1 rRNA gene is annotated in these 537 nt (G+C 43.9%); it reads left to right on the top strand.

Going from position 1 to position 537, the window contains the following annotated elements:
• Positions 1–184: 184 nt before the first annotated feature.
• Positions 185–537, top strand: a 16S ribosomal RNA gene (locus tag RRY12_13415); the annotation flags it as partial.

The raw sequence follows: 537 nt of genomic DNA, 5'->3' as shown, positions 1-537 counted from the left end.
CCTTGTAAATTAAACAATGTATGACAAAATTATAAACCATAATTTTGACAGCTTATGCAAAAATAAGCCAGAAAAACGGGACATTTAAACGTCACAGAAAGACGTTATAAAATTCTATTTGAGTGAGCAAGCAATTGAGCATTCAGTATTCGGTTTAAGCATTCTTCGGAATGATTAGATACCATATATTGAGAGTTTGATCCTGGCTCAGGATGAACGCTGGCGGCGTGCCTAACACATGCAAGTCGAACGAAGCTTCCGAGTTTGAGTTTTCGGACAAGAACAAGGAATGACTTAGTGGCGGACGGGTGAGTAATGCGTGAGCAACCTGCCTTTCAGAGGGGGACAACAGTTGGAAACGACTGCTAATACCGCATGATGTATAGAGGGGACATCCCTTTTATACCAAAGATTTTATCGCTGAAAGATGGGCTCACGTCTGATTAGTTAGTTGGTGGGGTAACGGCCTACCAAGACTGCGATCAGTAGCCGGACTGAGAGGTCGAACGGCCACATTGGGACTGAGATACGGCCCAG

The sequence above is a fragment of the Cloacibacillus sp. genome (genome assembly GCA_036655895.1).
Taxonomy (GTDB): Bacteria; Synergistota; Synergistia; order Synergistales; family Synergistaceae; genus JAVVPF01.
This window is presented reverse-complemented; position numbering and strand designations above follow the sequence as displayed.